At 35.6% G+C, this 24800-nt stretch carries 22 protein-coding genes; all 22 read left to right on the top strand.

Features of this window, described 5'->3' with window-relative positions:
* Nucleotides 1–352 precede the first annotated feature (352 nt).
* The 22 genes from D8M06_RS01615 (at nucleotide 353) to D8M06_RS01730 (ending at nucleotide 24573) form a co-directional block, all read left to right on the top strand.
* Nucleotides 353–592, top strand: coding sequence for a YlmC/YmxH family sporulation protein (locus D8M06_RS01615; RefSeq protein ID WP_121202610.1), 240 nt, complete (start codon nucleotides 353–355; stop codon nucleotides 590–592).
* A gap of 141 nt (nucleotides 593–733) precedes the next feature.
* Nucleotides 734–1618, top strand: coding sequence for a dipicolinic acid synthetase subunit A (gene dpaA, locus D8M06_RS01620; protein ID WP_121202611.1), 885 nt, complete (start codon nucleotides 734–736; stop codon nucleotides 1616–1618).
* Nucleotides 1615–2205: a dipicolinate synthase subunit B gene (gene dpaB, locus D8M06_RS01625; RefSeq protein ID WP_121202612.1), complete on the top strand. Its 591-nt coding sequence runs from the start codon at nucleotides 1615–1617 to the stop codon at nucleotides 2203–2205. Before dpaA ends, dpaB begins: the two co-directional genes overlap by 4 nt.
* Nucleotides 2206–2263: 58 nt before the next feature.
* Nucleotides 2264–3316 (top strand): aspartate-semialdehyde dehydrogenase, encoded by a 1053-nt coding sequence (gene asd / locus D8M06_RS01630; protein ID WP_121202613.1) that lies wholly within the window; start codon nucleotides 2264–2266, stop codon nucleotides 3314–3316.
* Between the two features lie 18 nt (nucleotides 3317–3334).
* The gene (dapG, locus tag D8M06_RS01635) at nucleotides 3335–4573 is read left to right on the top strand and encodes an aspartate kinase (protein WP_121202614.1); all 1239 of its coding nucleotides are present in this window, start codon (nucleotides 3335–3337) and stop codon (nucleotides 4571–4573) included.
* Nucleotides 4574–4763: 190 nt separating this feature from the next.
* Nucleotides 4764–5483, top strand: coding sequence for a ClpP family protease (locus D8M06_RS01640; protein WP_121202615.1), 720 nt, complete (start codon nucleotides 4764–4766; stop codon nucleotides 5481–5483).
* Nucleotides 5480–5686, top strand: coding sequence for a YlzJ-like family protein (locus D8M06_RS01645; RefSeq protein WP_121202616.1), 207 nt, complete (start codon nucleotides 5480–5482; stop codon nucleotides 5684–5686). Before D8M06_RS01640 ends, D8M06_RS01645 begins: the two co-directional genes overlap by 4 nt.
* Nucleotides 5687–6401: 715 nt before the next feature.
* Nucleotides 6402–8672 carry a DNA translocase FtsK gene (locus tag D8M06_RS01650; RefSeq protein ID WP_121202617.1) on the top strand — a complete coding sequence of 757 codons (2271 nt, stop codon included), beginning with the start codon at nucleotides 6402–6404 and terminating at the stop codon, nucleotides 8670–8672.
* 312 nt (nucleotides 8673–8984) lie between these two features.
* Entirely contained in the window at nucleotides 8985–10274 is a 1290-nt protein-coding gene (gene yfmF, locus D8M06_RS01655) for an EF-P 5-aminopentanol modification-associated protein YfmF (RefSeq protein ID WP_121202618.1), read from the top strand.
* On the top strand, nucleotides 10267–11550 hold the full coding sequence (yfmH, locus tag D8M06_RS01660) for an EF-P 5-aminopentanol modification-associated protein YfmH (protein WP_121202619.1): 1284 nt from the start codon (nucleotides 10267–10269) through the stop codon (nucleotides 11548–11550). Before yfmF ends, yfmH begins: the two co-directional genes overlap by 8 nt.
* A 10-nt stretch (nucleotides 11551–11560) precedes the next feature.
* The gene (gene ymfI / locus D8M06_RS01665) at nucleotides 11561–12277 is read left to right on the top strand and encodes an elongation factor P 5-aminopentanone reductase (protein ID WP_121202620.1); all 717 of its coding nucleotides are present in this window, start codon (nucleotides 11561–11563) and stop codon (nucleotides 12275–12277) included.
* Between the two features lie 78 nt (nucleotides 12278–12355).
* Complete coding sequence (locus D8M06_RS01670) at nucleotides 12356–12610, top strand: DUF3243 domain-containing protein (protein WP_121202621.1); 255 nt, start codon at nucleotides 12356–12358, stop codon at nucleotides 12608–12610.
* Nucleotides 12611–12797: 187 nt separating this feature from the next.
* Entirely contained in the window at nucleotides 12798–13589 is a 792-nt protein-coding gene (locus D8M06_RS01675) for a YmfK family protein (RefSeq protein ID WP_121202622.1), read from the top strand.
* Nucleotides 13590–13693: 104 nt separating this feature from the next.
* Nucleotides 13694–14623 carry a helix-turn-helix domain-containing protein gene (locus tag D8M06_RS01680; RefSeq protein WP_121202623.1) on the top strand — a complete coding sequence of 310 codons (930 nt, stop codon included), beginning with the start codon at nucleotides 13694–13696 and terminating at the stop codon, nucleotides 14621–14623.
* Between the two features lie 202 nt (nucleotides 14624–14825).
* A complete protein-coding gene (gene pgsA / locus D8M06_RS01685; RefSeq protein WP_121202624.1) occupies nucleotides 14826–15404 on the top strand; it encodes a CDP-diacylglycerol--glycerol-3-phosphate 3-phosphatidyltransferase in 579 nt (192 codons plus the stop codon).
* Nucleotides 15401–16651, top strand: coding sequence for a competence/damage-inducible protein A (locus tag D8M06_RS01690; protein WP_121202625.1), 1251 nt, complete (start codon nucleotides 15401–15403; stop codon nucleotides 16649–16651). The genes pgsA and D8M06_RS01690 overlap by 4 nt, the downstream gene beginning before the upstream one ends.
* Nucleotides 16652–16822: 171 nt before the next feature.
* Nucleotides 16823–17857, top strand: coding sequence for a recombinase RecA (recA, locus tag D8M06_RS01695; RefSeq protein ID WP_121202626.1), 1035 nt, complete (start codon nucleotides 16823–16825; stop codon nucleotides 17855–17857).
* A gap of 705 nt (nucleotides 17858–18562) precedes the next feature.
* On the top strand, nucleotides 18563–20125 hold the full coding sequence (rny, locus tag D8M06_RS01705; protein WP_121202628.1) for a ribonuclease Y: 1563 nt from the start codon (nucleotides 18563–18565) through the stop codon (nucleotides 20123–20125).
* 948 nt (nucleotides 20126–21073) lie between these two features.
* Nucleotides 21074–21871, top strand: coding sequence for a TIGR00282 family metallophosphoesterase (locus D8M06_RS01710; RefSeq protein ID WP_121202629.1), 798 nt, complete (start codon nucleotides 21074–21076; stop codon nucleotides 21869–21871).
* 152 nt (nucleotides 21872–22023) lie between these two features.
* On the top strand, nucleotides 22024–22284 hold the full coding sequence (spoVS, locus tag D8M06_RS01715) for a stage V sporulation protein SpoVS (protein WP_047186108.1): 261 nt from the start codon (nucleotides 22024–22026) through the stop codon (nucleotides 22282–22284).
* A 290-nt stretch (nucleotides 22285–22574) separates the two neighbouring features.
* Nucleotides 22575–24143 (top strand): tRNA (N6-isopentenyl adenosine(37)-C2)-methylthiotransferase MiaB, encoded by a 1569-nt coding sequence (miaB, locus tag D8M06_RS01725; RefSeq protein ID WP_121202631.1) that lies wholly within the window; start codon nucleotides 22575–22577, stop codon nucleotides 24141–24143.
* Between the two features lies 1 nt (nucleotide 24144).
* Entirely contained in the window at nucleotides 24145–24573 is a 429-nt protein-coding gene (locus D8M06_RS01730) for a YlbF/YmcA family competence regulator (RefSeq protein WP_121202632.1), read from the top strand.
* Nucleotides 24574–24800: the final 227 nt, after the last annotated feature.

The following is a 24800-nucleotide window of genomic DNA, read 5'->3' on the forward strand; positions in this document are numbered from 1 at the left end:
TCGCGGGCACGGCCTCAGCCTCCTCGCGAAAAAACCACCGCTGCGGGAAGAAGAGCATCGGTGAGACTGCTTTGTGCGTCAGCACGAAGAAGGCTCACCAGCTCCCCGCGGAAAGCGGAGTGTATTTCCGTAGCGGTGTTAACGAATCGCTCCATTAGTTATTTATTCTTAATTAAATAAATCAACAATCTCTATCAACTGTAAAACTTCAAAAAGCAACAATCTATACAAAAAGAGCCATTAATAAAGAGTCTTGTGGTAAGTTCTGAAACTCTGACAGTCCTACAAAAGGTTATACTTATTTCTAATTCACATATATATGTACTATCTACATTTATAGGGGGTACATAAAATGAGATTTAAGGATATTAGTGGAAAGGAAATTGTCAATATTAATGAAGGCATGAGACTGGGGGTAATTGGGCAAACGGACTTAGAAATTGATGAAAAGACGGGGCAAATTGAAGCATTTATCATCCCTACCTATAAATGGTTTGGATTAAAAAAAGAAGGCGATCTTACAAAAATTCGATGGAAAGCTGTGAAAAAGATAGGAGAAGATATGATTATGGTGGAAATGGACAAATTTTAAATAGATGGTTTAGGGCTAATATCCCCCGTGATATTAGTCCTTTTTCATGGTTTTTTCATGAACGAATCACTCCCATAGTAGAAAATCATAAGCTATAAAGAGCAGATTTAGCAACAGTATGTCTGGGGGTTAAAAACAACCATGAATCAAACGATTGCAGTAATTGGTGGCGATGCAAGATATTTGGAATTAATTAGGCAATTACAATTAGTGCCTGAAACTACAATAATTCTTGTTGGATTCGATCACTTAGAACAAGGTTTTACAGGATTAAAACAAACGGAATTTCATGAGTTAGATTTAGATAAGTTAGATTGTGTTATTTTACCAATTACCGGAACAGATCTAGAAGGAAATGTAGAAACAGTATTCTCTGACCAAAAAATAAAACTTACAAATGAGTGGTTTAACCATTTAAATAAATCAGTAAAAGTATTTACTGGAATTACCAATGACTATTTGAATCAAGTGGCTAGAGAGGCAGGTATTTCATTAATTCCTTTATTAAATCGAGATGATGTAGCCATATATAATTCTATTCCCACTGCAGAAGGGGCAATTATGATGGCAATTGAACATACAGATTATACGATTCATTCATCAAGATTAATTGTTACAGGTTTCGGAAGAATCGGCCAAACGGTTGCAAGAAGATTCGCAGCACTGGGAGCAAAGGTATCTGTTAGTGCGAACAATACGACTGAATTAGCAAGAATAACAGAAATGGGATTTCCTGCTATTCCAATTGATAAACTTTACGAACACACGGAACAAAGTGACATAATAATAAATACTGTACCAGCTTTGGTAGTCGATGAAAAGGCTATACAGAATTTGCCTGCAAATGCTATTATAATTGACCTTGCCTCAAGACCTGGAGGAACAGATTTTGATTATGCTAAAAAACGTGGAATTCAAGCTATTCTAACCGGTAGTTTGCCTAGCATTGTTGCACCAAAGACTGCTGGCAAAATACTGGCAGATGTTATTAAGCAAATTTTACGTAATGAGGGGAGTTTATCATGATTTTGGAAGGAAAACGAATAGGAATTGGCTTAACTGGTTCGCATCATACTTTTAGTAAAGTCTTTACGCAAATAGAATCCTTAGTGGAGAAAAATGTGGAAGTTATCCCAATCGTTTCATATACCGTACAAAATACAGATACAAAATTTGGTACAGCAAGAGAACATCTAGAAAAGTTAGAATCCATTACGAGTAACAAAGTAATTACAAGTATGCCGGAAGCAGAACCATTCGGCCCACAAATTCCATTGGATTGTATGGTTATTGCTCCATTAACTGGGAACTCTTTAGCAAAAATGGCAAATGGGATTACGGATAATCCTGTTTTAATGGCAGCGAAATCTACAATAAGAAATCAAAGTCCAGTAGTTTTAGGGGTAACAACAAACGATGCTTTAGGTTTAAATGGTGTTAATTTAATGCGTTTAATGAACAGTAAGCATATTTACTTTATTCCTTTCGGTCAGGATAATCCTGCCAAAAAACCAAATTCATTAGTTGCAAATTTAGATCTGTTAGAGGATTCCATTAAATCTGCTTTAACAGGAGAACAACTTCAGCCTGTTATTATTCCTTTTACTGATTAAAGTATGTTACAATATCAAACTAAGAGAATTATTTTTACTTGTGAGGGGAGAACTTAACATGACAGAAAAAAAAGTTTATAATGTAGCAATAGTTGGAGCAACAGGAGCAGTAGGACAAAAAATTATGAAAATATTAGAGGAAAAGGAATTTCCTATTAATAAATTAAAACTATTATCATCTATCAATTCTGCAGGAAAAGAACTAGTGTTTAATGGTAAAACAATTATAGTCGAAGAGGCGAAACCAGAAAGTTTTGAAGGAATTGATATTGCTTTATTCTCTGCAGGAGGATCAGTTTCCAAACAACTTGCACCAGAAGCTGTGAAGCGCGGAGCAGTGGTAGTAGATAATACGAGTGCTTATCGAATGGCTGAAAATGTTCCATTAGTAGTTCCAGAAGTTAACAATGAAGATATCCAAAAGCATAATGGAATTATTGCAAATCCTAACTGTTCTACTATTCAAATGGTTGCAGGATTAAAACCAATTAAAGATGCCTATGGATTATCACGTATTATTGTATCAACCTATCAAGCGGTTTCTGGAGCAGGTGTAAATGCTGTAAATGAGTTGGAAAATCAATCACAGCAGTTTTTGAATAACGAAGAATTAGAAGCTAATATTTTACCAGTTAAAGGAGATAAAAAACATTATCCAATTGCGTTTAATGCATTACCACAAATCGATGTTTTCCAAGATAATGGATATACATTTGAAGAAATGAAAATGATAAATGAAACAAAGAAAATAATGCATGATCCAGAGTTATCTGTTATTGCAACATGTGTAAGATTACCATTCTTCACATCTCATGCAGAAAGTGTATATATTGAAGTGGATAAAGAAGGAGTAACTGTAGAAGATGTATGGAAGGAATTAAGGAATGCTGAAGGAATTATATTAGAAGATGATCCATCTACGCAATCCTACCCTACTCCATTAAGTGCTGCTAATAAAGAAGAAGTATTTGTTGGTCGAGTACGAAAGGATTTAGATAATGATAAAGGCTTCCATTTATGGATTGTTTCCGATAATCTTCTTAAAGGTGCTGCTTGGAATACCGTACAAATTGCTCAATCATTGATTAAAAATAATTGGTTGCAAGGTTAATAATTCAGAGGTGTTATGATGCAAATCCTAGTTCAAAAATTTGGTGGTACTTCTGTGCAGTCAGAAGAAAATAGACAACATGTAATTAAACATATAAAAAATGCTTTAGTAAAAAACTACAAACTGGTTGTAGTTGTTTCTGCATTAGGAAGGAAACCAGACCCATATGCAACGGATACACTTTTAGACTTAGTAAATTTTCCAGCAAATAGTAATACGAATCGTGAAATTGATTTACTCATGTCTTGCGGAGAGATTATTTCTTCCGTTGTATTATCGAATGAATTACAAAATAATCATATAGCTGCAACTACTTTAACTGGTGCTCAAGCTGGATTTGTCACAACTGAGGATTTCACTCAAGCTAAAATCAAACAAGTGAAGCCTGATCGTGTATACAAAGAATTAGAGTCACATGATGTGGTAGTAGTTGCAGGATTTCAGGGTCAATCGGAATCAGGAGAAATTACAACCATTGGACGTGGTGGCAGTGATACAACAGCTGCTGCACTTGGAGCAGCATTACAAGCCGAAACCATAGAAATATTTACGGATGTGAATGGCATAATGACCGCTGACCCAAGAATGGTAGAAAATGCCAGGTCTTTAGATATCGTTACCTATACAGAAATATGTAATCTAGCATACCAAGGAGCAAAAGTAGTCCATCCGAGAGCGGTTGAAATCGCTATGCAAGCGAAAATTCCCATGCGAGTCCGTTCGACATATTCTCTAGAACCAGGCACGTTAGTAACTTCGTCTAGAGAACGGGAGATGGGAGTAGATATACCAGATAGACTAATAACGGGTATTGCTCATATGTCGCAAGTAACTCAAATAAAAGTGCAAACAAAGGAAGATTCCTACCGACTTCAATCGGATGTATTTAAAGCAATGGCGGAGTCTGGAATTTCCGTTGATTTCATCAATATATCTCCAGCAGGTGTTATATATACTGTTCCAGATCATTTAGCTAATAAAGCTGTGCACGTTCTTGAAACGTTAGGATTTCATCCAGAAATAACAGAGAAATGTGCTAAAGTTTCTGCAGTTGGAGCGGGAATGACCGGAGTACCAGGTGTTGCTGCGAAGATTGTTCAAGCATTGACTGATAACGGGGTTCAAATACTACAGTCAGCTGACAGTCATACAACCATATGGGTACTTGTGCATGAAAAAGATTTAAAAACAGCAGTAAATGCCTTACACAATGTGTTTACCCTGAACAACCTGAATAAGATAGACTCTAGTAGATAGTCATAAAAAGGAAAAGGCATAGTTAAACTGTTATAAACACGTAAAGATTAGCATGAAAAAATATCGGCTAAGTTTGGTCGATATTTTTTCATGCTTTTTCTATAAAATTTATGATACCTTTTTCTGCATTGTAATCTTATTTTCGTTCATACTAATCATGACTGATGACCATTTTAAGGAGTGAACGTAAATGAAAAAAGAAGAAGAAAAGAAAGAAGACCAATCTAATTCGTCTTCATTAGTTCAAAAAATCCAGGCTTTAGGACAAACCAATGTGCCACAAGCTCCTGATTCGAATATACATGTTCTATCAATTATTGGGCAAGTTGAAGGGCACATGCAGCTTCCCCCTCAAAATAAAACAACTAAATATGAACATCTTTTGCCTCAATTAATCGCCATTGAACAAAACCCTAAAATTGAAGGCGTGATAATTTTACTAAATACAGTAGGAGGAGATGTAGAAGCAGGTCTGGCACTATCAGAAATGATATCCTCAATGTCTAAGCCAACGGTGTCTATTGTTTTAGGTGGCGGTCATTCTATAGGCGTACCAATCGCAGTTTCTACTGATTATTCGTTCATCGTCCCAACAGCAACGATGACTATTCATCCTGTACGATTGACTGGTTTAGTTATTGGGGTACCACAAACATTTGAATACTTAGATAAGATGCAAGAAAGGGTTATACAATTTGTAATAGGTCATTCAAATATTAAAGAGGAAAAATTCAAAGATTTGATGTTTGCTAAAGGAAACTTGACTCGAGATATAGGCACAAATGTAGTTGGGGCAGATGCTGTTGATTATGGTCTTATTAATGAGGTTGGTGGGGTAAATGAAGCTATGAAGAAATTAAACGAGCTTATTAATAATAATAAAAACACAGAAAATCAGGTGATCCAATGATACTCTATACCCCTTTATCAGAAAGTGACATTTTTCCACACACAGATAATGCATACGAAAATAGACAATGTATTTCTTATGATGGGAAATTAATGATTGCAGACAAGAACAACGACGGAACTTTTCAATTGGTTCAGTTAATGTCAACAGATCCACAAGACTTTTTGAATGAAAAATATTTACCTGGTTCCATATTATCTTGATTAACTTTCTCTTAAGTATGATATAATAGAAATAATGTAGATACCCTTGCCAATTTTGGCAGGGGTTTCCTTTTCTATAATATATTAACCCGTGAGCAGTAGGTCTAATATTAAAGCTCCCTTCTAAAAGATTGTTGCTTTTTGAAACATAATATTGATTCATATATTGTATAGACTATTGATATATTTAATTCAGAATAGTATTGCAGGAAAAGGAAGGCTACATCAGCATTGTATCACACGAATAAAACTGCCTTTTATTTTTGAGATTATAGCTCATGAAATCACGTTTAAGTTTATTATTATTCTAATAAACAGCATATATCTTGTTCATACAAGTAGAGCAGACAATATAGCAGAGGAAATACACGGAGACTCCTGTGTTAAGAAAAGCCTAGGTGAGACTACGGAGAGCGATAGCTCGGAGCAGGCTCATCAGCGCCCACGGAAAGCGTAGTGTATTTCCGTAGCGGATATAAAGCACTACTCTTAATTTAGTATTTCTTAATTAAATAAATCAGGAGTTTCTATCAACTATGATGTTTGTTTAAATAGCAACAAAATATACGAAAAGAGCCAATATTATAGAAAAACTTGGATATCCTCTAGCTTTCTACTATAATCATGACAAAGAGGGTAATAATTGGAAATAACTACCGAAAAAATCTTATTGATTTCTATTGCCTAAAATAAAAGGGGAAATAGAGGTGAAAACATGGCAAAGAAACGTAAAAAAAGAAAAAACACCAAGAAGTCAAAGCAATTAAAAAATGAATTGCTTGGTTTGTTATTTATTGCTTTAGCTATATTTGGAAGTGGAGCAAGTGCTATAAGTGACGGTGCCATCCCAGGTGGATTAGAATATTTATTTCGATTTTTTCTAGGAATCTGGTATTTTGTAGCCTCTGTTTTTTTACTAGTTACAGGAATTATCCTATTAGTAAAAAGAAGGTACCCAGACTTTTCAAATAAAAAATTAGTTGGTTTTTATATTTTGTTCTCAGGCATTTTACTTATAACCCATATTCAGACTTATGAAAGACTATTAATTCAAGATGTCTCTGTAATAGGTTCAACATGGAACCATTTTATTTCCTTTATTAGTGGGCAGGGAACATCTGTTCAAACAGGTGGAGGAATGCTAGGAGGTATTTTACTTACTTTTACTAACTATTTATTTTCCATAGCAGGAGCTAAGATTGTGGCTGTTTTCTCAATGATTATTGGAATTATCTATATCACAGAGATTTCAATTGGAGACATCTTTGCAAAGATACTGAAAAAAACAAAAGCAGTATTTCAGCGTGTCGGTGAAGGTTTAAAGAATACTAGAATAAATCGGAAAGAAAAAGAGCTTGATTTGATGGAAGAACCAGAAATAGCTATGGATGAAGTTCCAGCTGAGGAGCCACTGATTAATGACTTTTCAGATGTTGCCTATACTGTTCCGGATATTCAAAATGAAGAACCAGAATTGGAAACAGAAAAAACGGTCTCCGAAGAGGAAAATACAGAAAGTGATGAACTTGAATATCCTATGCCAATGACAGAGCCCGAGAATTACGAATATATTCTCCCTTCACCAGATATACTATCGGAACCTGCTCATAACACCCAACAACATGAAAAGTCTCAGATTCAAGCTACCGTTAGAAAATTAGAACGTACTTTTAAGAGCTTTGGAGTTCGTGCGAGAGTAACAAAGGTAAATGTAGGTCCAGCTGTAACAAAATATGAAATTTCTCCAGAATCAGGTGTGAAAGTAAGTAAGATTGTTAATTTACACGATGACTTAGCGCTGGCTCTTGCTGCAAAAGACTTACGAATTGAAGCACCAATACCAGGAAAGTCTGCTGTTGGTATTGAGGTTCCTAATCAAGAAGTTGCTATGGTATCGATTCGAGAAGTATTGGACAGTACCTGGACTAATAAAACTTCCAAATTACTCGTTGCATTAGGAAGAGATATTTCTGGAGATGCAGTAGTTGCAGAGTTAAACAAAATGCCACATCTATTAATTGCTGGTGCTACCGGCAGTGGTAAAAGTGTTTGTGTAAATGGAATTATTACTACTATTTTGATGCGAGCAAAACCACACGAAGTTAAAATGATGATGATTGATCCGAAAAAAGTTGAATTAAATGTTTACAATGGGATTCCACATCTATTAGCTCCAGTCGTTACCGATCCTAAGAAAGCATCAAGAGCATTGAAAAAAGTAGTTGCTGAAATGGAAAGAAGATACGATCTATTTTCAGAAACCGGAACAAGAAATATCGAGGGGTATAATGAATATATCCGAAAATATAATGTAACATCAGAAGAGTCCCAGCCCCACCTACCATATATAGTTGTGATAGTTGATGAATTAGCGGACCTTATGATGGTTGCTTCCAGCGATGTAGAGGATGCTATAACAAGACTGGCTCAGATGGCAAGGGCGGCAGGAATCCATATTATAATTGCTACACAAAGGCCATCCGTTGATGTCATTACAGGGGTGATAAAAGCCAATATACCTTCGCGTATTGCTTTTAGCGTTTCATCTCAAACGGATTCAAGGACTATTCTTGACTCTGGTGGAGCAGAAAAACTGTTAGGAAAAGGGGATATGCTATTTTTACCAGTCGGTGCATCCAAACCGAAACGTGTCCAAGGCGCATTTTTATCAGATGATGAAGTCGAGCGAATTGTTGACCATTGTATAGATCAGCAAAAAGCTACGTATCAGGAAGAAATGATTCCTGAAGAGAATGATGAAGTTCATACAGAAGTTGATGACGATCTATACGATGATGCTGTTCAATTGATAATAGAGATGCAAAGTGCCAGTGTTTCTATGCTTCAGCGGAGATTCCGAATTGGCTATACCAGGGCAGCACGCTTAATTGATGCAATGGAAGATAGAGGTATTGTAGGACCATATGAAGGAAGTAAACCAAGAACAGTTCTTGTGTCACAGCCAAAAGAGGAAAAAACATCTTAATATATCTAAATATATAAACTATAAAATGCAGTAGAGCTATACAATCTAGCTCTATTGCTTTCTTTATGTCGAATTTGTAACAAGGAAACTCTTATACAAGTTTTTTTGCAGCCCTATTTCATTTTTGTTTATAATCCGGCGTAACTAATATCACTTTCTATAAACTCCTACAAAAATAAAAAAATAGTCAATAATACAAAAACAGACTTGTTATCATAGCACGTCTGTTTTTTTTAACGTATAATGGATGATAAATGGTAAAATTGTGCAATATATTATAGTAATAAACTATTTTGTCTGGGAGGATCATTCATGCAGCAAATAACTGAAAAACGTTTGAATGAACATGGGATTAATATACATTTTATTCAAAGTAAAAAGTATAAAACCATAAATTTTATTGCAAAATTGAAAGCTCCATTAGAAAGAGAGACAGTAACAAAAAGGGCTCTGCTTCCTTACGTTTTAAAACAAGGTACAAAAAACCATCCTTCTAGAAAGGACTTACAACTGAAACTGGATGATTTATACGGTGCGATTCTTTCAATCGACAGTGGTAAAAAAGGAGAAAATCATATCTTAACTTATAGAATGGAGTTAGCAAACCCTAAATTCATTCCTGAAGAAACCTCTATCATAGAAGAGGGGATAGATTTATTTGGAGAATTCTTGTTTCATCCGTATGCAATAAATAATGCATTCGATGAAAAAATTATTGACCGTGAGAAAGATACATTAAAGCAGAAAATAAATTCCATAAAAGATGATAAAATGCAATATGCAAATATGAGACTTATTGATGAAATGTGTGAAGGGGAAGCATATGCTCTTCACGTACATGGGTATGAAGAAGATTTTAACAGTATCACACCAGAAAGTTTATATAATTACTATCAAACACTGTTAAACGATAATCAGTTCGATCTTTATGTGCTTGGAGATTTTGATGAGCAAAAAATGCGTGATCATATTACTTTGTTAATGAAGCGAGACAGCATAAAAACAGCAAATAGAACTGTAGAATATCCAGTTCATAAAGACAGAGAACCAAATGAAGTAATAGAAAAGCAAAATGTTCAACAAGCAAAACTGCATATTGGCTATCGAACAAATATAACATATAAAGACGATGATTATGCAGCACTTCAGGTTTTTAATGGTGTATTCGGAGGATTCCCTAGCTCCAAGTTATTTATCAATGTTAGAGAAAAAAATAGCTTAGCATATTACGCATCTTCTCGTATGGAAAGTCATAAAGGCTTGCTTTTTGTGTTCAGTGGTATTGCTCCAACTGATTTTGAAAAGGCAAGAGACATTATTAGAGAACAAATGACGGCTATGAAAAATGGAGATATTAAAGATGATGCATTATCTGAAACAAAAGATTTAATTACGAACCAATTGCTCGAGACTATGGATCATCCACAGGGATTAATTGAACTGTTATATCAACAGGTATTAGGTGAAAAAGAAATGTCACCAAACGAATTACTAAATAATATTAAACATGTCACAAAAGAACAGGTAATTGAAGTGGCCCAGAAGATTAAGGAAGACACTGTTTATTTACTAACGAGTGAAGGAGGCCAAGCAAATGAATAAACAAACATATAATGAATTTGCCGAGACACTTTATACGGAGAAGCTAGATAACGGTTTAACAGTCTTCTTACTTCCAAAGAATGAAATGGCAAAAACATATGGCATTTTTTCAACTAATTATGGGTCCATTGATCAAACATTTGTACCTATTGGACAAAAAGAGAAAATTACCGTTCCTGAAGGGATTGCTCATTTTTTGGAGCATAAACTTTTTGAGAAGGAAGACCATGATGTGTTTACCGACTTCGGAAAACAAGGAGCATCTGCCAACGCTTTCACATCTTTTACTAAGACAGCATATCTTTTTTCAGCAACCAATCATATTGAAAAAAATGTTAAAACATTAATCGATTTTGTACAAGACCCTTATTTTTCTGAACAATCAGTTGAGAAAGAAAAAGGGATTATTAGTCAAGAAATTAAGATGTATGATGATCAGCCTGATTGGCAAGCTTTTATGGGTACCATCAAAGCGATGTTTAAAAACCATCCAGTAAATATCGATATTGCTGGAACTATTGAATCAATCACTCAAATTACGAAAGATGATTTATATACATGTTATAACACTTTTTATCACCCGGAGAATATGACACTATTCATAACAGGTAACTTCGAAGTAGAAAAGATGATGGAACTAATTAAAGCAAATCAAGAATCAAAAAAATTCGAAAAGATGGAAGAGTTAAAACGTGATTTTCCAGAGGAACCAAAAGAAGTTGCGATAAAAGAACATAAAATTAATATGCCTATTTCGATACCAAAGTGTACAATCGGGATTAAAGAATCGTCTAGTGAATTACACGGGGATGAATTTTTAAAAAAAGACTTGTTACAAAATATGGTTCTCGATCATTATTACTCAAAAGGTGGTTCTTTTTATCAAGAATTGTATCAAGATAAACTAATTGATGGTAGTTTTTATTTTGAAACTACTTTAGACAAAAACTTCGGTTACACGTTAATCGGAAGCAATACGGAAAATCCGGATAAGTTCTCCAAAAAAGTCATGGAGCAATTAATTTCTACCTCTAATACAAGTTTAACGGAAGAAGAATTCAATAGGATGAAGAAAAAGAAAATAGGGCAATTATTACGGTCCATGAATTCTTTGGAATATATCGCGAACAAGTATATACACTACCATACCTCTGGAATCAATTTATTTGATATAATCCCAACTATTCAATCACTGCATTTAAATGAAGCAAATAGCTTTATTCAAAATTGGATTGAAGAAGAGCGATTAGCTATTTGTACGATAGCTGCCGAATAAGGAGATAATTATGGGGAAAAATGTACTAATTATAGGCGCAAGTGGAGATATTGGGCAGGCTATAGTTAAAAGGTTGTCTAAAGAAGGTTACCAAATCATCTTACATTATAATAACAATAGTAAAGCTATTAGTGACTTAAGGAATGAAATTTCAGATAAAGGTATTCTAAGTGTCCTTCAAGCTGACTTAAGTAAAGATACCGAATTAGATGATTTTATTAAGCAATTTGTCTTTCAAGTAGATGGGATCATATTTGCTGGTGGAAAAGCTCAATTTGGTTTATTTCAGGAAACATCTAGCCTTGTGATGGATCAAATGCTCCATCTACATGTAAAAGCTCCTTGGAAAATAACCAAACATGTCTTGCCGGGGATGATTCAGCAACAATATGGAAAAATAATTTTTGTAACCTCTATCTGGGGGGAAGTTGGTGCAAGTTATGAAGTTGTCTATTCTTCAGTGAAAGGTGCACAGAATAGCTTTGTTAAGGCTTTGGCTAAAGAGGTTGCGCCGAGTGGAATATCAGTAAATGCTGTTAGCCCAGGGTTTATCGACACTAAAATGAATAAGCATTTATCGATGGAAGAAAAAGAATCTCTCTTTTCTGAAATCCCAATGAATCGGGCTGGCTCACCGGAAGAAGTTGCACATACTGTAAGCTTTTTGATGGATAAGAGATCAAACTATATACAAGGAGAAATAATTAACCTAACAGGCGGTTGGTAAAAAATTCTATCCTTTTTATGTATAAACAATCAATAAAATCAAATACTAGGCATGTACTAATTCCAAGGAGGCAGATGTATGTCAGTTCTTGATAATTTTGACACATGGAAAGGGTTCTTATCCAATCGTTTGCAACAAGCTCAATCGCAAGGGATGGATCAGCAGACTATAACTAGTATCGCGTCAGAAGTTGGGGATTACTTAGCTCAGAATGTAGATGCTAAAAACAAAGAAGAAGCGGTTTTAAAAGAACTTTGGAATGCTGCTTCTGAGCAAGAGCAACAAGCTATTGCAAGTACAATGGTGAAGCTTGTTCAAGGGAATTCCAATTAATTTTAGACCTGTAGAAGCTGTATACTCCACGAGGTACAGCTTCTTTTATTCTATAAGGATTTGTCACTTTCTTAATAAATTGGTAAAAGTTTCATAATATTACTTTTCACTATCATAAAAATCATTTATGATAGAATTATATTGCAATAAGTTTGTGGATGAATTAGCATATACAAAGGGGCTTATTATGGAGAAAAATGAATGGTACTTTGAGTATGAAATTCAAAAGAATCGCCCTGGATTACTGGGAGAAATTACATCCTTATTAGGAATGCTGTCTATAAATATTATTACAATTAATGGTGTAGAAAATTCCCGTAGAGGAATGCTTCTTCTTTCCGAATTTGATGAGAATATTATTCGATTTAAAACCATTTTGCAGATGATGGAAACGATAAAAATAACCAAGATACGCAAGCCGAAATTGAAAGATAAATTGGCGGTGCGTCACGGAAAATATATTCATACAGATGTCGATGATCGTAAAACATTTCGTTTCGTAAGAGATGAATTAGGATTATTAGTTGATTTCATGGCAGAATTGTTTAAACAGGATGGGCATAAATTAATAGGAATTCGCGGGATGCCACGAGTTGGTAAAACAGAATCAGTAGTTGCTGCTAGTGTTTGTGCAAATAAGCGTTGGCTTTTTGTTTCTAGTACCATGTTAAAGCAAACAGTTAGGAACCAGTTAATTGATGGTGAATATGGTGCTGATACTACGTACATAATGGACGGGATTGTATCCACTAGACGTGCAAATGAGAAGCACTGGCAATTAATTCGTGAAATCATGCAGCTACCTGCAGTGAAAATTGTCGAACATCCTGATATTTTCGTACAAACCACTGAGTATTCTTTGGACGATTTTGATTATATTATCGAGTTACGGAACTTTGAAGAGGAAGAGATTACATATGAAACATTTGAACAGCAGCAATTCAGTGGAGAGAGTGGTTTATCGATGTTTGATTTCTAACAGAGTTAGAAAAAAGTTATGCTTTATTCCTGCATAAGTAACGACTAAGGCTTTGCTAAAAACATAGCTAAGTCTAAGTTTTTTAAGAACGGAAGGTGTTTTTAATGGATATTGGGGCTAGGCTTAAAGAGGCTAGAGTTTCAAAGGGATTATCATTAGAAGAACTACAAGAAGAAACAAAAATTCAAAAACGGTATTTGGCAGCAATTGAAGAAGGAAAACTTGAGATTCTACCAGGGAAATTTTATGCCAGAGCTTTTATAAAGGAATACGCAAATGCTGTAGGTATTGATCCTAGTGAACTCTTGGAAGAGCATAAGGAAGAGATTCCAAAGAATGAAGATGAGTCTGAAGTCCAATATAGCCGAATGCAACGGTCTAGAAAAGATAACAGTGTAGAAAAAAGTTCAAAAGTGTTTTCAGTCTTTCCTACCATTATTGTTGTGTTATTAATAATAGGTATTTTCTTTGTGTTTTGGTACTTTAGAGATGGCTTAACAAATAATGGAAATGAAGTACAAGAAGAAGGACTTAATGATAATGAGATTATTATTAGCAATCCTGATGAGACGAATGGCGGGGATGACGCCAATACTACTGGAGAAGAAACGGAGAATGAAGATGAGTCTTCCGACGAACAACCATCGGATGAAGAAACAGTTGAGGAAGATACAGAAGAAGAACAGACTCAGCCTGAATTTACGATAGTAGAAGAAGGAACAGGATCTAGTCCAAAATCTACACTGGAACTTAATAACGTAGGGGAAGAAATAGAGGTTGTTTTTGAAACAGCCGGGGAAACATGGCTTGATGTTATTAACGATGAGGGTACAAGCGTCATTAGTGAAAAATTCGTTGCTGAAAATTCCCCTTTAGAAGTAGATCTGAGTGGTACAAGTGAAATGTTTCTTAATATAGGAAATGCAGCAGATTTAAAAATAACGATTAATGGGGTTGAAATGGAATACCCAGTTGATCCGGAAAAATTTGTTCACCAAGGAATAACGATTAATATTAAACAAGCAAATGAATAAAAGACGGATAAAGTAACCTATGATAAACCCTTCCTAATAGCTTAAGTGGAAGGGTTTATCATATTGGAAATGCAATTAGTAACGTTTATTGATATTATTTTATTCAAGACCGAATCTTTTCTTAGAATGGAATTTCTATCTATTCAGCAAATAAACTCTGTAAAAAAAGCATCTTATTCAAAAACAGAAAGGAATTAAAAACATGAATTTACCCAATAAACTCACTATCTCAAGAATCTTACTCATTCCTATATTTATTATTTTATTAAGTATCCCATTTGAATGGGGGACATGGAATATTGGGCATACCGATTTACCGGTGTCGCATTTTATAGCAGCTCTTATTTTTATTATTGCATCTGGTACAGATTGGGTAGATGGTTACTACGCCCGAAAATATAATTTAGTGACAAATCTTGGGAAGTTTTTGGATCCACTGGCTGACAAATTATTAGTATCAGCTGCATTAATTTTATTAATTGAAATAGGTTTAGCACCTGCATGGGTTGTTATCATTATTATAAGTAGAGAATTTGCTGTAACCGGGTTACGATTAGTTGCAGCTGGTGAGGGAATGGTCTTAGCAGCTGGAAACATGGGGAAAATTAAAACTGCTACACAAATGATTGCTATTGCGGTTTTGTTATTGCATCATTTTCCATTCTCTTATATTGGATTTCCTTTTGGGAGCATCATGTTATATATAGCACTATTTTTTACGATTTTATCTGGTTTTGATTATTTTATAAAAAATTGGCATATAATGAGGGATTCTAAATGACAAAACAATTAAAATCTGAAATTGTTGCAGTAGGTACAGAATTGTTATTAGGGCAAATTGCAAATACAAATGCTCAGTGGTTATCGGAAAAACTCGCTCTACAGGGAATTAACATTTATCATCACACTGTAGTTGGTGATAACTTGCAACGAATTAAAAAAGTCTTTGAACAGGCACAAAATCGTTCGGATATCATCCTAGTGACTGGGGGATTGGGGCCAACGGAAGATGATCTAACTAGAGAGGCCTTCCAACTTATGAGTAACTTGGAGATGACAGAACATGCGCCATCCATGAAAAAAATAAAAAATTACTTTAGCAGACACAACCAAAACATGACACCAAATAATTCAAGGCAAGCACGTGTTTTTAAAGGGAGTAAAGTTCTCTTTAATCGTGTAGGAATGGCTCCAGGCATGATTGTTAAACACGAGTCCAATACATGGATCTTTCTACCAGGTGTACCAGGAGAGATGAAAGATATAGTAACCCATGATGTTTTGCCATTTTTACAAGAAGAAACTGGTAATAAGGAATTAATTAAATCGCTTGTCTTAAAATTTATCGGAATAGGCGAATCTGCTTTAGAACATGAATTAAAAAGTCTTATACAATCACAGCAAAACCCAACAATTGCTCCACTAGCGCAAAATAATGGTATTCTCTTACGACTTACAGCGAAGGGAGAGTCTGAGAAGTATGTAGATGAACTGTTGGATAAAACCAAAAGTCAAATTCTTGCTAAAGTTGGAGATTACTTTTTTGGGGAAAATGATCAGACCATTGAACAAGAAGTAGTAAGACTTCTACAAGAGCAGAACAAAAAAATTGCAGCGGCTGAAAGTCTTACTGGCGGAATGTTCACAAATAAACTTATCTCTGTTAATGGTGCATCCAGTGTATGCCCTGGTGGTATTGTTAGTTATGATAAAAAAGTTAAACAAAATATACTAGGTGTAGCACCAGAAACTATAAAAAATAAGGGGACGGTAAGTGAAGAGTGTGCTATTGAAATGGCACAAAATGTTTCTCAGAAGCTAGATTCAGATATTGGGATTAGTTTTACTGGTGTAGCAGGACCTGACCGAGTGGAAGGGAAACCAGTTGGAACAGTATATATTGCCCTTATTTCTAAAGATGGATATCAACTTGTTCAGAGGTTTGAGTTTATGGGAAATCGAAATATAATACGTAATAGAGCAACACTAAAAGGATTAGAAATTATTTTTAATTTCCTAAAATCATAAAACAGGGCCTATTATTTATTTAAATATAAAAATCTGCACTATTACTAGTCTGAAATTAAGTTTTTGACGTATTTCTTTGTCTAAAATATAAGAACGTTTATTCGATTTTTTCTTGGCAAATGATCAAAAACAATGTATGATGGAAGTAGTTAATTTAAGGAGGTAGTCTCGTTGGGTGATAGAAAACAAGCTTTAGATATGGCTTTAAGACAAATAGAGAAACAATTCGGTAAAGGTTCTATTATGAAACTCGGTGATCAAGAAGCACAAAAAATCGCAACGATTCCTAGTGGCTCTCTAGCACTAGATGTTGCATTGGGAATTGGTGGTTATCCAAGAGGTAGAGTAATAGAAATCTATGGCCCAGAATCTTCGGGTAAAACAACCGTAGCACTACATGCCATCGCAGAGGCACAAAGACAAGGTGGACAAGCTGCTTTTATTGATGCTGAACATGCGCTTGATCCAATCTATGCACGTGCGTTAGGTGTAAATATAGATGAGTTACTGTTATCACAACCAGATACAGGAGAACAAGCTTTAGAAATAGCTGAAGCACTAGTCCGTAGTGGTGCAGTCGATATCGTTGTGGTTGACTCCGTTGCAGCACTTGTTCCAAAAGCAGAAATTGAAGGTGATATGGGAGATGCGCACGTTGGATTGCAAGCGCGACTCATGTCACAAGCATTAAGAAAACTTTCTGGTGCAATTAACAAATCAAAAACTACTGCTATTTTCATTAACCAGATTCGTGAAAAAGTTGGTATTATGTTCGGAAATCCAGAGACAACACCAGGTGGACGTGCACTTAAATTCTATTCTTCAGTTAGACTCGAAGTTCGTCGTGCCGAACAATTAAAACAGGGTAATGAAGTGGTAGGTAGTAAAGCTAGAGTTAAAGTGGTGAAGAATAAAGTTGCACCACCATTTAAACAAGCAGAAGTAGATATTATGTATGGTAAGGGAATTTCTAAAGAAGGAGAACTTATTGACATCGGTTCTGACCTTGATATTGTTGATAAGAGCGGTGCATGGTATTCATATAATGGTGAAAGAGTCGGACAAGGAAGAGAGAATGCAAAACAATTCCTTAGAGAGAATCCAGAAATTATGAATGAAATTCACCAAAAAATACGAGAAAGTTACAATTTAGATGCTGAACCTGAAGAAACCGAGAAAACAGGTCAAGAAACACTTGATGTATAAATAAATTGAAGACGCAATTTGAGGCTGGGACATAACTAAAGTTTTTAACTCAGGAAACGAACAATGTGCTACTTAGCGGAGATATACGTAGACTCCTGCGGGATGATAGGCCTAGATGAGACACCGCAGTGCGTTAGCACGAAGGAGGCTCATCAGCCGCCCGCGGAAAGCGAAGTATATTTCCAGAGCGGTATTTACGCACCAATCATGTTCAGGTTTTCCTTTGAGGAAATACTTTTGTCCCAGCCTCTTTTTCATCTCAAAAGACTGCTTTCAAAAGTTTTATATATTTGTTTCGAGATTGATAGAAACTGCGACATAGTTGGAATTCCTATCATCTGTGCTCTCCCTTATTTTATTGGAGTTAGCATCTTCCGTTCGTTACAGAAGAATATTACGCTTTCGGCAGGAACGGCTTTAGACTGATTCAAACAATGTTCACAATACTCACGCAAATAGTTGAATAGTTACAGACTAGTGGAGAAAATACACGGGGATTCCTTGTAAAAGAAACCTCTTTTTCAAAAATAATCGATATTATATTAGACAGTTCTTATGACGATTTCTTGACATTTGTAATACAGACAATTACAATTGATATTGTATAATTTTATAATTTTTATAAGATTAATTGTTAGATTATGCACCTAAAATGTTACATGCCGACAATATGAATGAAAACCTATGGCAATAGGAGGTGAAATTATGGACATTATTTATGTAGTCATCTCCATTTTGCTTACTCTGATCGTCGGTATTGTTGTTGGTTATCTGATACGTAAATCTATTGCAGAAGCTAAAATTTCTAGTGCGGAAAACTTAGCAAAACAGATTGTGGATGAAGCACGCCGAAATGCAGAAGCCTCCAAGAAGGAGGCGCTTCTTGAGGCGAAAGATGAAAATCATAAACTTCGTCAGCAAACAGAAGATGAATTGCGTGATCGTCGTATGGAAGTACAAAAGCAAGAAAATCGGCTGTTGCAAAAAGAAGAGAGTCTTGACAGAAAAAGTGAAACCTTAGACAAGCGTGAACTGTTGTTAGAGAACAAAGAGCAATCACTAGCAGAAAAACAACAACAAATTGAAGAAATGAAAAGCAAAGTGGAAGCTATGAAAGAAAAGCAGCAAACGGAGCTTGAGCGCATTTCTGGTTATACTACAGACCAAGCAAAACAGATTATTTTAGAACGTATCGAAAACGAAGTAAAACACGATTCTGCTGTAATGATTAAAGAAGCAGAAAATCGTGTGAAAGAAGAAGCTGATAAAAAAGCAAAAAGTATTCTATCACTTGCTTTACAGCGCTGTGCTGCAGACCACGTTGCTGAAACAACAGTATCTGTTGTAAATCTTCCAAATGATGAGATGAAAGGTCGAATCATTGGACGTGAAGGTCGTAATATACGTACACTGGAAACGTTAACTGGTATTGATCTAATTATTGATGATACCCCTGAAGCAGTTGTATTATCTGGTTTTGATCCAATTCGAAGAGAAATTGCTCGTATTGCATTAGAAAAACTTGTTCAAGATGGTCGTATCCATCCTGCTCGTATTGAAGAAATGGTGGATAAGGCTAGACGCGAGGTTGATGAATATATACGCGAAGTGGGAGAAGAAACAACATTTGAGGTTGGTGTACATGGTCTACATCCAGACTTAGTGAAGATACTTGGACGTTTGAAATATCGTACAAGCTATGGTCAAAATGTGCTGAAGCATTCTACTGAGGTTGCATACCTTTCCGGTTTACTTGCTGCTGAATTAGGCGAAGATGTAACGTTAGCAAGGAGAGCTGGTTTGCTTCATGATATAGGTAAAGCAATTGATCATGAAGTAGAAGGCAGCCATGTTGAAATTGGTAAAGAGTTAGCTTTGAAGTATAAAGAACACCCAGTTGTTATAAATTCAATTGCTTCTCACCATGGAGATGAAGAAGCTACTTCCGTTATTGCTGTATTAGTAGCTGCGGCGGATGCGTTATCTGCTGCTAGACCTGGTGCAAGAAGTGAAACACTTGAAAACTATATCAAGAGATTAGAAAAACTTGAGGAAATCTCTGAATCATTTGAAGGTGTTGAGAAATCATTCGCAATACAGGCTGGCCGCGAAATTAGAATCATGGTCAAACCGGATGAAGTAGATGACTTAGAATCCGTACGTGTTGCAAGGGATATACGCAAACGGATTGAAGGTGAACTTGATTATCCAGGACACATAAAAGTCACAGTAATCAGAGAAACAAGATCAGTTGAATATGCGAAATAAGCAAACAAAAGCAGTCCTATGACTGCTTTTGTTTTTTTGATAGACTTTTTCATGTCATAAATATATAGATTGGTAATATCTTTAATTCAGAATAATGTAGCTATCGCTCACACTTATGTTTGATTTGTGCGATCATTCGCTCCGGCAGAATACTTGCGGTACGCGGGCACGGCCTCAGCCTCCTCGCGGAAAGACTATACCTGCGCCTGCGTCTACTAGTAACGCTTCGAAGTAGGATTCCTCGGCGCAAGGGCCAAAGAAGCTTCGTCAAGTAGTACCCTCGCTGTGGGGTCTTCGGACACGTGCTTTTCCCGCAGGACAAAGAAGACTACGTCAGCGAAGCATCGCACGAAGAAAATGTGCTTTTCATTTTCGAGGAGTCTTCGTATTCTGCCTCCGCTATGTTATAAGCTCTTGATAGCTTTAAGGCTATAGACCATAACGTCAAGTTTGAGGTAGTTGTTCGTTGTTTAAACAGAATTTTCGAAGTTAAATACAAGTAGAGCAGGAACTTAGCGTAGGAAATACACGGAGACTCCTTGAAAAAAGAAGACCACTTTTTTCTGCGTGCGATGTAACCTGCCGAAGCGTTCCTTGTCCTGCGGGAAGAAGAGCATCGGTGAGACTACGTAGTGAGGGAACTACTTGAATAATCTTCCTCGTTCCCTTGCGCCGAGAAAGCCCGCTTCGAAGCACTACTGGAAGACGCAGGCGCAAACGCTTTCAGCACGAAGGAGGCTCATAAGCTCCCCGCGGAAAGCGGAGTGTATTTCCGTAGCGGTGCTAACGAATTGCTCCATTAGTTATTTATTCTGAATGAAATAAATCAGGAGTTGCTATCAACTTAGAAGATATAATTGCTAAAGGTATACGGAGTTTCCTTAAATTTTGACATTAAAAAAACTATATGAAAAACTATAGGTATTATAATAGATAGGATGATTTTTTATGAAAATATTATTTATTGGTGATGTTGTTGGGTCGCCTGGAAGAGAAATGGTAAAAGAGTATTTGCCAAAGCTAAAAGAAAAATATCGGCCCAATTTAACTATCATTAATGGAGAAAATGCTGCAGCAGGTAAAGGAATTACCGAAAAGATATATAAGCAATTTATGGAATGGGGAGCCCAGGTTATTACAATGGGAAACCACACTTGGGACAAAAAAGAGATATTTGAATTTATTGATGATGCTAAATACATGATTCGTCCTGCTAACTTCCCAGAAGGAACGCCAGGAAAAGGAATTGTCTATGTAAATGTTAATGGAGTAGAAGTAGCTATTATTAATTTGCAGGGAAGAACTTTTCTTCCAGCAATTGATGATCCTTTTTTAAAGGCCGATGAACTAGTTGAGGAAGCAAAAAAACGTACAAATCTTATTTTTCTGGATTTTCATGCAGAAACAACTAGTGAAAAACAAGCTATTGGCTGGTATTTAGACGGTCGTGTGAGCGCGGTTGTTGGAACACATACGCATACTCAAACAGCTGATGAACGCATATTACCTCAAGGAACTGCATATATAACTGACGTAGGTATGACAGGACCCTATGATGGAATTCTTGGGGTAGATCGAGATGCAGTAATTAAAAAATTTAAAACTTCATTACCAGTACGATTTGAGGTTACCAAAAACGGAAGAACACAGCTTGGAGCAATACTAGTGACACTTGATAATAAAACTGGACAGACATCCAAGGTTGAGAGAATACTAATAAATGATGATCATCCATTCTTCGGGTAAAAAAATATCTATCATAAATTTATTATAAAGGGCTTCATGAAGGTGATTAAATTGAATCTTATGAAAAATTGATGCATAATAGGGAATAAGCTAACATCTCCAAGAATATAGTAGCAATAGAACTACAATAGCAAATGAAGGAGGTACTAGTCATGGAAGTATTAAAGGTTTCAGCGAAATCAAGTCCAAATTCAGTAGCGGGTGCACTTGCGAATGTTTTACGTGAACGTGGTACAGCGGAGATTCAGGCTATAGGGGCAGGTGCGCTAAATCAGGCTGTAAAAGCTGTTGCTATAGCGAGAGGATTTGTAGCACCTAGTGGAGTAGACTTAATTTGCATCCCTGCCTTCACAGATATTATGATTGATAACGAAGAAAGAACAGCAATTAAATTGATTGTTGAACCTAGATAGACTATCTTGTTCATTCAACATAGACCTCATGGTTCTTATCTATCAGATTTTTAATCTTGTTTTGAAACCTTCCTAATTGATGGAAGGTTTTTATTTGCCCATCTTTCATTTTATTGTTAAATTTATAATTAAGGGTTATACTGTTAAATTGTAAACTTATATACATATTAATGAGTGTTCTTATCCAGATATAGGACCACTTAGCTAAGTCGAAGATCCTTATTGTAAAGGAATCAGACATAATAAGCGAACAACCTTTAATAAGGCAACTTAAGGAAGGAGTTTGGCAAATGAATGAACAACAGCGTAAAGAGCAGGCACAAATTAGACAAGTAGATTCTATTCATGATAACAATGAAAATATGGAACGAATAAAAAACACCTCCAGTGATGAATTAATAACAAAATATTTTCAAAGCAATCAAACACCTAACATAAATAAGGCAAGAAAACGTTTCAAAGAAGACGTGAAATTTCATTATGACTTTTCTATACCTGAAGATATGGCCTCAATAGGGAAAGGGAAGAAGTTTTTAATTCGTACATATGGATGTCAAATGAATGAACATGATACAGAAGTTATGGCCGGTATACTTAATGAATTAGGTTATGAATCTACAACTGATACGAATGAAGCGGACATTATCTTACTTAATACGTGTGCTATCCGTGAAAATGCTGAGAACAAAGTATTTGGTGAAATTGGCCACCTTAAACCACTTAAGTTGGAAAAACCGGATTTAATTCTTGGTGTATGCGGTTGTATGTCACAAGAAGAATCAGTCGTAAATCGTATTATGAAGAAACATCCACATGTTGATTTAATATTTGGTACGCATAATATCCATCGATTACCCCAGTTAGTGAAAGAAGCGATGTTTGGAAAAGAACAGATAGTTGAAGTATGGTCTAAAGAAGGCGATATCATAGAGAACCTTCCTAAGGCCAGAAAGGGCAAAATTAAGGCATGGGTTAATATTATGTATGGTTGTGATAAATTCTGTACTTATTGTATTGTACCTATGACTCGAGGAAAAGAAAGAAGCCGCAGACCAGAAGATATTATTCAAGAAGTCAGACACTTGGTTGCTGAAGGGTATCAGGAAGTAACATTACTTGGCCAAAACGTAAATGCTTACGGCAAAGACTTTGAGGATATGGACTATACATTTGGCGATTTAATGGACGATATTCATAAGATTGACATACCGAGAGTTCGATTTACTACCTCCCATCCTAGAGACTTTGATGATCGTCTAATTGAAGTTTTAGCAAAAGGTGGAAATTTACTGGACCATATACATCTCCCGGTACAATCAGGAAGCAGTGAAGTTCTTAAGAAGATGAATCGTAAATATACGAGAGAAGACTTTTTAGAATTAGTGCGTAAGATACGGAAGGCGATTCCTAATGCTACGCTTACAACTGATATCATTGTAGGGTTTCCAAATGAAACCGAGGAACAATTTGAAGAGACCATGTCTCTAGTAAGAGAAGTTGGTTTTGAGTCAGCATACACATTTATTTATTCTCCACGTGAGGGGACACCAGCAGCTCGTAAGAAGGATGATGTACCTGAAGAAGTAAAAAAACAACGGCTTTATCGTTTAAATGAATTAGTTAATAAGCAATCAGCTGAATCCATGAAACAATACAAAGATAAAGTTGTAAAAGTATTGGTTGAAGGTGAAAGTAAAAAAGACCCAGATGTTCTTGCAGGCTATACTGAAAAGAATAAGCTAGTAAACTTTAAGGGACCTAAATCTGCCATTGGAAAAATAGTAGATGTTAAGATAACTGAAACAAAAACATGGTCCTTAGATGGTACAATGGTCGAAAATACAATTGAGGTGAACTAACATGGCTAAATACACACGTAAAGACGTGCTGGAAGAAGCGAAGAAACTGGCAGAAATGCTCTCCGGTACAGACGAAATAGATCGTTTCAAACAAGTTGAAGCAAAATTAAACGAAAATCAAAAGGTTCAAAAATTAATACAAAAAATAAAAACACTGCAAAAACAAGCAGTTAATTTTCAAGCTTATGGAAAGCAAGAAGCACTAAAAAAAGTGGATGAAGAAATCGATCGATTACAAAATGAAATTGATGAAATACCTGTCGTACAGGAATTTAAGGAAACGCAAGTTGTTGTAAATGATGTTTTACAATTAGTTTCTGGAACTATTGCCAGGGAAGTAACTAATAGTGTTATTGAATCCACTGGCGGAGACGTTTTAGCTGGTGAAACTGGAGCGAAATCGAGCAATAAAATAGGCTGTTCACACTAATATTAGAACCAGATAAGAAGTGATACTTCTTATCTGGTTCTTTTCTTTATACGTTTTATATTTATCCTCGGATAATAACAAAAAATTAACTATAGTTCGTTCACACTTAAAAATTAAAAGCGTATCATGTATTATCCGCGTTTACCTATAGTAAATCTTAATCGATTCGCAGTATTTTATATGTACAATTTCAAGCTCATTATTGAGATAAAAAAATAGCTATGCAC

This window comes from Oceanobacillus halophilus, from assembly GCF_003628505.1.
In the GTDB taxonomy this organism is placed as follows: Bacteria; Bacillota; Bacilli; order Bacillales; family Amphibacillaceae; genus Oceanobacillus; species Oceanobacillus halophilus.

Excerpts from the sequence above, each read along its gene's own strand:
- D8M06_RS01615 (WP_121202610.1), top strand. The coding sequence starts at position 353 with ATGAGATTTAAGGATATTAGTGGAAAGGAAATTGTCAATATTAATGAA.
- D8M06_RS01710 (WP_121202629.1), top strand. The coding sequence starts at position 21,074 with ATGAAAATATTATTTATTGGTGATGTTGTTGGGTCGCCTGGAAGAGAA.
- yfmF (WP_121202618.1), top strand. The coding sequence starts at position 8,985 with ATGCAGCAAATAACTGAAAAACGTTTGAATGAACATGGGATTAATATA.
- dpaA (WP_121202611.1), top strand. The coding sequence starts at position 734 with ATGAATCAAACGATTGCAGTAATTGGTGGCGATGCAAGATATTTGGAA.
- D8M06_RS01675 (WP_121202622.1), top strand. The coding sequence starts at position 12,798 with ATGGAGAAAAATGAATGGTACTTTGAGTATGAAATTCAAAAGAATCGC.
- miaB (WP_121202631.1), top strand. The coding sequence starts at position 22,575 with ATGAATGAACAACAGCGTAAAGAGCAGGCACAAATTAGACAAGTAGAT.
- D8M06_RS01645 (WP_121202616.1), top strand. The coding sequence starts at position 5,480 with ATGATACTCTATACCCCTTTATCAGAAAGTGACATTTTTCCACACACA.
- yfmH (WP_121202619.1), top strand. The coding sequence starts at position 10,267 with ATGAATAAACAAACATATAATGAATTTGCCGAGACACTTTATACGGAG.
- dpaB (WP_121202612.1), top strand. The coding sequence starts at position 1,615 with ATGATTTTGGAAGGAAAACGAATAGGAATTGGCTTAACTGGTTCGCAT.
- rny (WP_121202628.1), top strand. The coding sequence starts at position 18,563 with ATGGACATTATTTATGTAGTCATCTCCATTTTGCTTACTCTGATCGTC.
- D8M06_RS01650 (WP_121202617.1), top strand. The coding sequence starts at position 6,402 with ATGGCAAAGAAACGTAAAAAAAGAAAAAACACCAAGAAGTCAAAGCAA.
- asd (WP_121202613.1), top strand. The coding sequence starts at position 2,264 with ATGACAGAAAAAAAAGTTTATAATGTAGCAATAGTTGGAGCAACAGGA.
- D8M06_RS01680 (WP_121202623.1), top strand. The coding sequence starts at position 13,694 with ATGGATATTGGGGCTAGGCTTAAAGAGGCTAGAGTTTCAAAGGGATTA.
- pgsA (WP_121202624.1), top strand. The coding sequence starts at position 14,826 with ATGAATTTACCCAATAAACTCACTATCTCAAGAATCTTACTCATTCCT.
- dapG (WP_121202614.1), top strand. The coding sequence starts at position 3,335 with ATGCAAATCCTAGTTCAAAAATTTGGTGGTACTTCTGTGCAGTCAGAA.
- D8M06_RS01730 (WP_121202632.1), top strand. The coding sequence starts at position 24,145 with ATGGCTAAATACACACGTAAAGACGTGCTGGAAGAAGCGAAGAAACTG.
- ymfI (WP_121202620.1), top strand. The coding sequence starts at position 11,561 with ATGGGGAAAAATGTACTAATTATAGGCGCAAGTGGAGATATTGGGCAG.
- D8M06_RS01640 (WP_121202615.1), top strand. The coding sequence starts at position 4,764 with ATGAAAAAAGAAGAAGAAAAGAAAGAAGACCAATCTAATTCGTCTTCA.
- spoVS (WP_047186108.1), top strand. The coding sequence starts at position 22,024 with ATGGAAGTATTAAAGGTTTCAGCGAAATCAAGTCCAAATTCAGTAGCG.
- D8M06_RS01670 (WP_121202621.1), top strand. The coding sequence starts at position 12,356 with ATGTCAGTTCTTGATAATTTTGACACATGGAAAGGGTTCTTATCCAAT.
- D8M06_RS01690 (WP_121202625.1), top strand. The coding sequence starts at position 15,401 with ATGACAAAACAATTAAAATCTGAAATTGTTGCAGTAGGTACAGAATTG.